Raw genomic sequence first — 9,346 nt, 5'->3', positions numbered from 1 at the left:
GAGGGGCTGGCGGGTCTGCGCGACCGCCAGGCACCGGGCCGCTCCGCCAAGCTGACGCCCGAGCAGAAGCAGCAACTGGCGGCCCTGGTCGAGGCGGGGCCGGACGTCGACAAGGATGGCGTCGTGCGCTGGCGCCGGGTCGACCTGCAGGCGCGGATCAAGGAGTTGTTCGGGGTCGAGATGCACGAGCGCACGGTCGGCAAGCACCTGGCGGCACTGGGCTTCGTGCGGCTGTCGGTGCGCCCGCAGCATCCCAAGGCCACCGACGAGACCCAGCAGGCTTTTAAAAAAACTTCGCCGCGCGCGTGGCGGAGATCCTGCCCGAGCCCGCCCGCGACAAGCCGCTCGAGATCTGGTTCCAGGACGAGGCGCGCGTCGGCCAGCAGGGCACGCTGACGCGGGTCTGGGCGCGCAAGGGCACGCGCCCGCGGGCGCCGCGCGACCAACGCTACAAGTGGACGTATGTGTTCGGGGCGGCCTGCCCAGCGCGCGGCACCAGCGCGGCCCTGGTGCTGCCGACGGTCAACACCACGATGATGTCGCTGCATCTGGCTGAGATCAGCAAGCAGGTCGCGCCCGGCGCGCACGCGATCCTGGTTCTGGACGGTGCCGGCTATCACGGCACCGCCAAGACGCGCCGACCGCGTGGCCTGGTGGTCCCGGACACCATCACGTTGCTCCACCTGCCGGCCTCATCGCCCGAGCTGAACCCGATGGAGCTGGTCTGGCAGTACCTGCGCCAGAACAAGCTCGCCAACCGGGTCTTCCGCGACTACCGACCGCGACTACCGACAGATCGTCGACGCCTGCTGCGACGCTTGGAACTTCTTCGCCAACGACCCAGACCTCGTTACATCCATGACCTCGCGTGACTGGGCACAGGTCAACATCTAGGGCCATTGGTATCAGATGCAGCCGCCGCTGGTATCAGACCGTCGCACTGCTGGATCGCTTCGCTGCGCTCGCAAGGACGGAGGCGGTGAGCGCGAGCCCCTCAACCGGAAACCGTATCAGGGCGACGGGCTCTCAGCCCAGCTCGGCCTCCGCCTGCCGGTACTCCCGCCCGTGGCGGCTGTAGGCCTCGACGATGCGGGTCATCATCAGGCGCCGCTCGGCGTCGAGGGGGGCGAGGATCCGCGCCGGGCGCCCGCCCCAGAGATAGCCGGATTCGAGGATCTGGCCCGGGTCGGTCGCCGCGCCCGCGGCGAGCATCACGTCGTCGGCGATCAGCGTGCCGGGGGCGATCGTCGCGCCGATGCCGATCAGGGTGCGCGCGCCGATGCGGCAATCGGCGATCCGCACGTTGTGGGCGATCGACGCGTCGCGGCCGATCACCACCCCGGCGCCGCGGGTGCGGATCACGGTGTTGTCCTGGATGTTGGTGTCGGCGCCGACCACGATCGGCCCGACCTCGGCGTCGAGGGCGCAGCAGAACAGCACGCTGGCACCCGAGCCGAGGCCCACGCGGCCCCGCAGCCGGGCGTTGCGGGCGACGTAGACGCCGTCCTCGACCTGGACCGGGTCGCCCGGCTCCGGCGCCTCCCCCTCCCCCGCCCGCTCGCGCAGGCGCTCGCCGCGCTCGGCCGCCTCCGCGAGGGTGAGGGCGCCCCGCGGCCGCGCCGGGCTGCCGGCGTAGACGAAGCCCCCCGCCAGCCGGGCGCGCGGGAACACGGTCGCGCCCGCCTCGATCACCGCGCCGTCGCCGATCTCGGCGTGATCGAGGATCACCACGTCGTCCTCGATCACCACGTCCGAGCCGACCGTGCAGGCGTGGACGACGCTGTTGCGCCCGACGCTCACCCGGTCGCCGCAGACCGTCCCCCGCGTGGCGGTGGCGATGTGCACCGTCGAGCGGTGGCCGAGCCAGAAGCGGTCGCCCAGCGTCACGGCCTCCCCGTCGGCGCGGATCACAGCCGCGTCGCCGATCCAGGCCTGCGCGCCGACCCGGACCGCGCCGATCACCGTGCTGCCCCGGCCGCACCAGACCGGCCGGCTCGCGAAGTCCGGGGCGTGCCCGTCGTAGGGCAGGGTCAGGTCGGGACTCATGCGGGCTCCGCGGCTCGTCGCGCGGGCGGCGGGGGCTGCCGTCCGAACGTCGCACCTCAACCGCGGGGCGGCGAGGCGCGATCCCGCGTGCCATATAGGGCGCGGCCGGGTGTGTCAGGCGCGGGGCCCGCGCCGCCCGTGCCGCCGGAGGCCGCATGACCGCGCCGAGCGTCTCGATCCAGGCCGAGCCCTTCGAACCCGGCGCCGAGATCGCCCGGATCGAGGCCGCGCTGGCCGGCCGGGCGGGCGCCGTCGTCACCTTCACCGGCCTGTGCCGGGACGAGGGCGGGCGGCTCGCGGCGCTGGAGCTGGAGCACTACCCCGGCATGGCCGAGTCCGAGATTCTTCGCGTCGCCGAGGAGGCGGCTGCGCGCTGGCCGCTCCAGGCGGTGCGGGTGATCCACCGGCACGGCCGAGTCGCCCCGGGGGACGGGATCGTGCTGGTGGTCACCGCGTCGAGCCACCGCGTCGCCGCCTTCGAGGGCGCGAGCTTCCTGATGGACTACCTCAAGACCCGGGCGCCGTTCTGGAAGCGCGAGCACCGCGCCGACGGCACCACGGGGGGCTGGGTCGAGGCGACTGAGGCGGACGATGCCGCCGCCGGGCGCTGGGCCTGACGGCCCCTACTCGGGGGCGCCGCTCCCGTGCAGCGACACGCAGGTCCGGACCATGTCGTTGAGGGTCAGGTCCTTGGTGTCGCCGATATTGGCGGTCTCCTCCAGGCAGCGCATGAAGTAGCGGTTGTCGAGGTCCGGCGAGAGCGCGCGCATCGCCCGGCCCATCCGGTCCGTGAAGTCGATCTTCGCGTCCATGGCGGCGCGCGGCCAGACCGAGGCCTTGTCGTCGAGCGTCAGCCGCGTCGCCGCAGGGGCGGGCGTAACGGCGGCAAAAGTTAATAAGACTCCAGTAATAATCCGGATCATCGCGCCGCCTCCACCTTGGTTTCAGGGCGCCAGATAGGATAGGGATGGCGCCGAGCGAGATGCCGGCGCGAAGAGACTGCGGCGGAGGATCGCTTCATCTGTCGGGAGGGCGACGATCGCGATGCGGATATCCCTGGGCTTGGTCGTACTCCTGGCCGCCTGCGTCGCGGCGTCGGCCCAGGCCGTCCCCGACGCGCCGGCCGCGCCCGACGCGCGCAACAGCGCGGCGAAGCTCGCCGGGCTCGCCGGCTTCGTGAACATGGCGTGCACGGGCATCCGCACCGACACCGAGCGCCTGCGGTCCGCCGTGGAGGCGCTCGGCGTGGGGATGAAGGACCTGGAGCAGGGCGAACTGCGCCTGCGCGCCCAGGGCTACATCGACGCCTATCGGAAGGATCCGACGGCGAGCTGCGAGCGGGCGCAAACGATGTTCGGGCCGACCGGCACGGTGATCCCGGGCGTGTTCGTGGCGCGGTAGGCGGCGCGCCCCGGACCGGTCAGGTCACCAGCGCGTTCAGGAACACCGCCACGGTGCTGCCGACGACCGCGATGCCGAGCAGGACGACGCTGCTGACCTGATCGCCCGTGTCGACGGTCTGGCCCGGACCGAGGGACTGGACGTAGGCGGACCCATGGGGCGTCCCGTGGGCGGTGTCGTGCATGGCCATCCCTCTCTCCTGCGCTGCAGCCGCTTCCGGGCGGCGACGCTGTCAACGCGCGAGGGGCGCTTTTGTCTCGCCCCGTTCGCCCCCGGGCTTGACCGCGCCCGGCCGGCGGCGTTCGAGGAGCGCCGCGACCCGAGGAGCCGGAATGACGCAGAGCCGAGAGAACGACCTGTCCGGCCCGGTGGGGCCGTGGCGGGGCGCAGCGCCGCTCGCCGGATCGGGCATCGCGGTGGTGTGCTTCGTGGCGGCACTCGCGCTCGCCTGGATGTCGGCGGGCACGCTGCTGCTGATCTTCGCCGGGGTGCTGCTCGGGGTGTTCCTCGACGGGCTGACGCGCGGGCTCGGGCGGGTGCTGCCGCTGCCCCGCGGCCTGCGGCTGACGCTGGCGAGCGTCGCGGTGGCGGCGCTCGGGGTCGGGTTCGCCGTCTACGGCAGCGCCACGGTCGTGCAGCAGAGCCGCGATCTCGGGGGCACGATCAAGGCCCAGGCCGACGCGGTGAACGGCTGGCTCTCGCAGCGGGGCATCGACGTCCCGATCCTGGCCAAGCCCGGGGACGGCCATTCCGGCCGCGAGCCCGGCCAGCAGGAGGGGGGCCTGGGCGGCCTCGCCTCGGGGCTGCTCAAGGGGTCCGGCTCGGTGCTCTCGGACGCGGGCAGCGTCCTGGGGCCGGCGGCGACCGTGATCCTCGGGGTGTTCGACGCGCTGGGCAACCTGCTGGTGATCGTGTTCCTCGGGCTCGCCTTCGCCGCCGATCCCAAGAGCTACCGGGACGGGGCGGTCCGCTTCGTGCCGCCGCGCAAGCGCTGGCGGGCGGCGCAGGTGCTCGACGGGGCGGGCGAGACCCTGCGGCACTGGCTGTTCGGCCAGCTCGTGACCATGACGGTGATCTTCCTGTGTACCTGGGCGGGGCTCGCCTTCCTGGGGATCGGCGGCTCGCTGATCCTCGGGCTCCAGGCGGGACTGCTCGCCTTCGTGCCGACGGTGGGGCCGCTGGTCGCCGGCCTCGTCATCCTGCTCGCGGCTCTGGCCTCCGGCACCAAGGCGCTGCTCGGGGCGCTGGGCGTCTACCTCGCGGTGCAGTGCCTGGAGAGCTACGGCCTGACGCCGTTCATCCAGAAGCGGGCGCTCGACATCCCCCCCGCCACGATCTTCGCCGGCCAGCTCATCCTCGGCGTGATCTTCGGTCTCTGGGGCATCGCCCTGGCGCTGCCGCTGCTCGCCGTCATCAAGGTGCTGCTGGAGCAGCTCTACGTGGAGGACACGCTCGGCGAGCAGCCGGATTCATAGCGGGGATCCCGAAGGGACGGGTCCCTTCGGCGGGTCCGGGTGGAGCCCGGTTCTTTCGGTCTCAGCCCCGCAGGGCCCCCTCGACCAGGGCCGCCACGGCGAGCGCCCGCCCGTCGTCGCCGAACCGGCCGATCACCTGCACGCCGACCGGCAGGCGGAAGCCCGGGACCGGGACGTTCACGCAGGGCACGCCCATCAGGGTCCACAGCCGGTTGAAGCGGGCGTCGCCGGTGGAGGCGAGCGTCTCCGGGGCCGGGCCGGGGGCGGAGTAGGTTAGGATCGCGTCGAACTCCGCGAACAGGTCCTTGAGCAGGCGCCGGGCACGGTGGGCGTGCCGACGGGCGTCGTCGTAGGCGGCCGGCGTGATCGCCGCGCCCGCGTCGAGATGGCCCCGGACGAGCGGTGCGAGGCGGTCCCGGTGCCGGTCGTACTCCCAGGCGAGCGCCTGCCGGGCCTCGAAATCCTGGATGGTCGCGTGGCGTTCCCAGGCGCTCGCCAGTTCCGGCGGCAGCGTGAGGTCGAACACCGTGGCCCCCGCGGCCTCAGCGGCGGCGCGAGCCCGCTCCAGGGCCTCGACCGATTCGGGCCCGGGGGCCTGCGCGAAGTCCTGCCGGACGACGGCGATGCGGGGGTTCGAGGCCGTCGCGGGCGCGGTGATGCCCGCGCGGCCGGTGAGCGCCGCGAGCGCGTAGGCGAGGTCGCCGACGCCGGCCGCGAACAGGCCGACCGTGTCCAGCGCCCAGGAATAGGTCTTCACGCCGGTCGTCGGGATCAGCCGGAACGAGGGCTTGATCGCCGCGCAGCCGCAGAAGCTCGCGGGGCGGATCACCGAGCCGCCGGTCTGGGTGCCGAGCGCCAGCGGCATCAGGCCGGCCCCGACCGCGGCGGCCGAGCCCGCCGAGGAGCCGCCGGGGGTGTGGCCGGGATCGTGCGGGTTGCGGGTCTGCGTCGGGTCGAGGCTCGCGAAGGCGGTGGTCGTGGTCTTGGCCAGCACCACAGCGCCGAGCGCTCTCAGCCGCGCCACCACCGCCGCGTCGGCCCGCGGCCGCCAGCCCTCATAGATCGCCGAGCCCATCTGTGTGGGCAGGTCGGCGGTGTCGATGATGTCCTTCACCCCCACCGCGATCCCGGCGAGCGGCCCGCTCTCCGGGATCGCGGGGGCCGCGTCGATGGCGACGAAGGCCTTGAGCGCCGGCTCGCGGGCGGCGATCGCCTCCCGGCACAGGTCGAGCGCGCCGGCGGGCGTCAGGGTGCCGGCAGAGATGCGGGCGCGGATGTCGATCAGGGATTGCATCCCGCCATCAGCCGGGGATGGGGCGCGCCTGTCAACACGGCGTCAACGCGGGGCGGCGAACGCGAAACGGCGTTGACGAAGGCTTTACGGGATCGCGCGCATCGTCCGGATCATGCGGCGTAGCGTTCTCGCGTTCTCCGCCCTGGCGCTGTTCGGCGCGGGGCTCACGGCCTGCTCGGTCAACCGGTTCGAGCGGCGCGAGCCGTGGCGCGACCAGGCCGAGCAGATCTGCCTCGCCAAGAAGCTCGTCCAGACCACCGAGTACGTCACCGCCGTGGCGGCGATCGACGGCCCGGGCCCCTGCGGCATGCAGCAGCCGTTCCGGGTGACGCGGCTCGCGGGCGGCACGGTGATGCTCAAGCAGCGCATGACGCTCGGCTGCCCGGCGCTCGCCGAGGCCGAGGCGTGGCTCGCCGACACGATCCAGCCCGCCGCCGAGCTCTACTTCGGCGTGGCCGTGGCCGAGATCAACGCCGGCACCTATGCCTGCCGCGGGCGCAACAACCAGCCGGGCGCCAAGCTCTCCGAGCACGGCTTCGGCAACGCCCTCGACATCATGTCCTTCAAGCTGGCCGACGGCCACGTGATCACCGTGAAGGGCGGCTGGCGCGGCACCGAGGCCGAGCAGGGGTTCCTGCGCGAGGTCTTCCTGGGGGCGTGCCAGCGCTTCACGACGGTGCTGGCGCCGGGCTCGAACGTGTTCCACTACGACCACATCCACGTGGACCTCGCCCGGCACGATCCCCGCGGCCTGCGGCGCATCTGCCAGCCGATGATCAAGTTCACGCCCCAGCTCGGGGCGGGCGGCGAGCGGCCCCTGTCGCGCCCCCTGCCGCCGCCGCGCCAGCCGGCGCCGCCGCAGGCGCCGGTCGACATCGAGGAGGACGATCCCTACGGCCTCAGCCCGACCGCGCGGGCGCCGGGCGCGGCGCAGGTCGCCCGCGCCCCGGCGCGGGTGTCCGCGGCGTCGGCCTACGCCTCGGTCCCGCCCCGGGCCGCGCCGGCCGCGCGCCCCGCGCCCCGCCCCGCCCCGCAGATCGCCGACGCTGCGGAGCCCGCCGGGGAGGCGTACGACGAGCCGCTCCAGCTCGGGGCGCCTCCGCCGGCGGTGGGGGGACCGATCTACTGAGGCGGGGCTCCCTTCCAAGGCTATCATCAAGTGATAGTTTCGCAGCCCTGCGAGGAAGCCATGCCGTCGAGCTATACCCTGGGCGAGCACGACGAGCGTTTCGTGCGCGAACTGGTGGCGAGCGGACGTTACGCTTCGGCGAGCGAGGTGGTGCGCGACGGCCTCCGACTCGTGGGGGAGCGGGAGCAGGTGCGCGCGGCCAAGCTCGAAGCCCTGCGCCAGGATATCCGCGAGGGCTTGGAGAGCGGACCGCCCGAGCCGTTCGACATGGCGGAGATCATCGCCGAGGCCAAACGACGCCGGGCCGCCCGCGAGCGTGGGTAGGATCAGGCGTCGGCCTCGCGCCCGCGACGACCTCGTCGCGATCTGGACGTATGTCGCCGATGAAAATGAGATCGCGGCGACCACCCTGCTTGAGCGGATGAAAACGACGCTCAGCCTGCTGTCCGATCGCCCGATGCTGGGGCGCGAGCGTCCCGAACTCGCCGAAAGACTCCGAAGTTTCCCCGTCGGGAACTACATCTTGTTCTACAGTACCGATGCGCGGGGGCATCGATCTGATACGTGTGCGTTGTCGCTACTTGGGCCTTGCTTCGGACGACTTTCAGACCTGAGTCGCTGCCCTTGGGCGCGCGAGACGCATCGCGCCCGCAATCGACGCCACGGTTCGACGTGGTCGGACACGGCGAGCTGTATCCCGGCGAACGAGGCATTGACATGCGACCGTGGCCGCTGCGCCGCACCACTCGCCCAAAACATCGCCCAGGTCGCGCCGCTGCTTGACTGGCGCCGGGCGCCGGCCATCGTCGCGCGATGCAGGACAGGAGCCACAGCATGCGCGCGTTCCGCCTCGGCCTCGCCGCCCTGACGCTTCTCGGCGCGCTCGACCCGGCGCTCGCCCGCTCGGCGCGGGAGGACATCGAGCCGGCCGAGGAGCGCATCTTCCCCTTCGACGCGCAGATCCCCGGCTGCCAGGACCCGAATGTGCTGGAGCGGGTCGCCACCAACTTCGCCGAGAAGGAGGCGAAGTTCTGGAACTCGTCGATGACCATCCGGTCGTTCGACTCGATCGAGCGCACCGCGTGGCGGCCCTGGGGCCTCGACACCTACCCGCGCCGGTTCTGCACCGCGGTCGCCACCACCTCGGACGGCCTGCGCCGCAAGGTCGACTACTCGGTGCGCGAGAGCCTCGGCATCATCGGCGCCACCTGGGGCGTCGAGTTCTGCGTGCACGGCCTCGACCGCGACCTCGCCTACGCCTACGCCACGGCCTGCCGCATGGCCCGGCCGTGAGGCGGGCCGCCGCCCTGGCCGCCGCGGCGTTCCTGGCCGGTGCCGGGGCGGCCGCGGCGCAGGATTACGGCGGCTTCGGCCGCAAGGCGGAGCCCGGCGATTTCGACTTCTACGTCCTCGCCCTGTCCTGGTCGCCGACCTACTGCGCGGGGGCGGGCGAGCGCCGCGACGAGGCGCAGTGCGCCCCGGGACGGGGGCTCGGCTTCGTCGTGCACGGGCTGTGGCCGCAATACGCCCGCGGCTACCCGGAGAATTGCGGCGCCTATCCCCGCCCGGTCAGCCGGCAGGCGCTGGAGGTGGCGGGGCAGGTCTTCCCGAGCGAGGGGCTGGCCCGCTACGAGTGGCGCAAGCACGGCACCTGCTCCGGCCTCGACCCGGCCGCCTACTTCGCCGCCGCCCGCGACGCCCGGTCCGCGGTCACGATCCCCGACGGGCTGAAGACCGGCGGCCAGACGCTCGCCCCGATCGAGATCGCCCGCCAGTTCGTCACCGCCAACCGCGGCCTGCGGCCCGACATGATGGCGGTGGCCTGCGCCCGCGGCCGGCTGACCGAGGTGCGGATCTGCTTCTCGAAGGACCTGCGCGGCTTCACCCCCTGCCCCGAGGTCGCCCGCGGCAATTGCCGCGCCCCCGAGATCGCCCTCGACGCCGCTCGCTGATTTTTTCGGACTTTCACGGGACCCCGGCTGGACGGGGGCGAGTCGATCC

General features: G+C 73.0%; 12 protein-coding genes and 1 pseudogene. 9 read left to right on the top strand and 4 right to left on the bottom strand.

The window, feature by feature from the left end; genetic code table 11:
• Positions 1–894: pseudogene (locus Q8W71_RS14710) on the top strand (IS630 family transposase); the annotation flags it as partial.
• 132 nt (positions 895–1,026) lie between these two features.
• Here Q8W71_RS14710 and Q8W71_RS14705 read toward each other — a convergent pair.
• Positions 1,027–2,046 carry a gamma carbonic anhydrase family protein gene (locus tag Q8W71_RS14705; protein ID WP_305526128.1) on the bottom strand — a complete coding sequence of 340 codons (1,020 nt, stop codon included), beginning with the start codon at positions 2,044–2,046 and terminating at the stop codon, positions 1,027–1,029.
• A gap of 155 nt (positions 2,047–2,201) precedes the next feature.
• On the opposite strand from Q8W71_RS14705, the gene Q8W71_RS14700 reads away from it, so the two are divergent.
• Positions 2,202–2,663 carry a molybdenum cofactor biosynthesis protein MoaE gene (locus tag Q8W71_RS14700; RefSeq protein WP_305526127.1) on the top strand — a complete coding sequence of 154 codons (462 nt, stop codon included), beginning with the start codon at positions 2,202–2,204 and terminating at the stop codon, positions 2,661–2,663.
• A 6-nt stretch (positions 2,664–2,669) separates the two neighbouring features.
• Here the strand turns inward: Q8W71_RS14700 and Q8W71_RS14695 are convergent, their stop codons facing one another.
• On the bottom strand, positions 2,670–2,969 hold the full coding sequence (locus tag Q8W71_RS14695) for a hypothetical protein (RefSeq protein ID WP_305526126.1): 300 nt from the start codon (positions 2,967–2,969) through the stop codon (positions 2,670–2,672).
• 121 nt (positions 2,970–3,090) lie between these two features.
• Between Q8W71_RS14695 and Q8W71_RS14690 the strand changes: the two genes are divergently transcribed.
• Positions 3,091–3,447, top strand: a complete 357-nt coding sequence (locus Q8W71_RS14690; RefSeq protein WP_305526125.1) for a hypothetical protein — start codon at positions 3,091–3,093, stop codon at positions 3,445–3,447.
• Between the two features lie 19 nt (positions 3,448–3,466).
• Here Q8W71_RS14690 and Q8W71_RS14685 read toward each other — a convergent pair whose 3' ends face one another.
• A complete protein-coding gene (locus Q8W71_RS14685; protein WP_305526124.1) occupies positions 3,467–3,637 on the bottom strand; it encodes a hypothetical protein in 171 nt (56 codons plus the stop codon).
• Between the two features lie 142 nt (positions 3,638–3,779).
• On the opposite strand from Q8W71_RS14685, the gene Q8W71_RS14680 reads away from it, so the two are divergent.
• Positions 3,780–4,922 (top strand): AI-2E family transporter, encoded by a 1,143-nt coding sequence (locus Q8W71_RS14680; protein ID WP_305526123.1) that lies wholly within the window; start codon positions 3,780–3,782, stop codon positions 4,920–4,922.
• A gap of 61 nt (positions 4,923–4,983) precedes the next feature.
• Here the strand turns inward: Q8W71_RS14680 and Q8W71_RS14675 are convergent, their stop codons facing one another.
• Positions 4,984–6,216 (bottom strand): amidase, encoded by a 1,233-nt coding sequence (locus tag Q8W71_RS14675; protein WP_305526122.1) that lies wholly within the window; start codon positions 6,214–6,216, stop codon positions 4,984–4,986.
• A 112-nt stretch (positions 6,217–6,328) separates the two neighbouring features.
• On the opposite strand from Q8W71_RS14675, the gene Q8W71_RS14670 reads away from it, so the two are divergent.
• The 5 genes from Q8W71_RS14670 to Q8W71_RS14655 are packed head-to-tail and all read left to right on the top strand — an operon-like array spanning position 6,329 to position 9,297.
• A complete protein-coding gene (locus Q8W71_RS14670) occupies positions 6,329–7,345 on the top strand; it encodes an extensin-like domain-containing protein (RefSeq protein ID WP_305526121.1) in 1,017 nt (338 codons plus the stop codon).
• A 60-nt stretch (positions 7,346–7,405) separates the two neighbouring features.
• On the top strand, positions 7,406–7,669 hold the full coding sequence (locus Q8W71_RS14665; RefSeq protein WP_305526120.1) for a type II toxin-antitoxin system ParD family antitoxin: 264 nt from the start codon (positions 7,406–7,408) through the stop codon (positions 7,667–7,669).
• Positions 7,662–8,213 (top strand): type II toxin-antitoxin system RelE/ParE family toxin, encoded by a 552-nt coding sequence (locus Q8W71_RS32905; RefSeq protein WP_370875414.1) that lies wholly within the window; start codon positions 7,662–7,664, stop codon positions 8,211–8,213. The genes Q8W71_RS14665 and Q8W71_RS32905 overlap by 8 nt, the downstream gene beginning before the upstream one ends.
• On the top strand, positions 8,180–8,638 hold the full coding sequence (locus tag Q8W71_RS14660) for a hypothetical protein (protein ID WP_305526119.1): 459 nt from the start codon (positions 8,180–8,182) through the stop codon (positions 8,636–8,638). The genes Q8W71_RS32905 and Q8W71_RS14660 overlap by 34 nt, the downstream gene beginning before the upstream one ends.
• Positions 8,635–9,297, top strand: a complete 663-nt coding sequence (locus Q8W71_RS14655) for a ribonuclease T2 (protein ID WP_305526118.1) — start codon at positions 8,635–8,637, stop codon at positions 9,295–9,297. The genes Q8W71_RS14660 and Q8W71_RS14655 overlap by 4 nt, the downstream gene beginning before the upstream one ends.
• Positions 9,298–9,346 lie beyond the last annotated feature (49 nt).

This window comes from Methylobacterium amylolyticum (assembly GCF_030700245.1).
Lineage (GTDB): Bacteria > Pseudomonadota > Alphaproteobacteria > Rhizobiales > Beijerinckiaceae > Methylobacterium.
This window is presented reverse-complemented; position numbering and strand designations above follow the sequence as displayed.

Coding starts and splice junctions, on each gene's coding strand:
- Q8W71_RS14705 (WP_305526128.1), bottom strand. CDS start 2,046: ATGAGTCCCGACCTGACCCTGCCCTACGACGGGCACGCCCCGGACTTC.
- Q8W71_RS14700 (WP_305526127.1), top strand. CDS start 2,202: ATGACCGCGCCGAGCGTCTCGATCCAGGCCGAGCCCTTCGAACCCGGC.
- Q8W71_RS14695 (WP_305526126.1), bottom strand. CDS start 2,969: ATGATCCGGATTATTACTGGAGTCTTATTAACTTTTGCCGCCGTTACG.
- Q8W71_RS14690 (WP_305526125.1), top strand. CDS start 3,091: ATGCGGATATCCCTGGGCTTGGTCGTACTCCTGGCCGCCTGCGTCGCG.
- Q8W71_RS14685 (WP_305526124.1), bottom strand. CDS start 3,637: ATGGCCATGCACGACACCGCCCACGGGACGCCCCATGGGTCCGCCTAC.
- Q8W71_RS14680 (WP_305526123.1), top strand. CDS start 3,780: ATGACGCAGAGCCGAGAGAACGACCTGTCCGGCCCGGTGGGGCCGTGG.
- Q8W71_RS14675 (WP_305526122.1), bottom strand. CDS start 6,216: ATGCAATCCCTGATCGACATCCGCGCCCGCATCTCTGCCGGCACCCTG.
- Q8W71_RS14670 (WP_305526121.1), top strand. CDS start 6,329: ATGCGGCGTAGCGTTCTCGCGTTCTCCGCCCTGGCGCTGTTCGGCGCG.
- Q8W71_RS14665 (WP_305526120.1), top strand. CDS start 7,406: ATGCCGTCGAGCTATACCCTGGGCGAGCACGACGAGCGTTTCGTGCGC.
- Q8W71_RS14660 (WP_305526119.1), top strand. CDS start 8,180: ATGCGCGCGTTCCGCCTCGGCCTCGCCGCCCTGACGCTTCTCGGCGCG.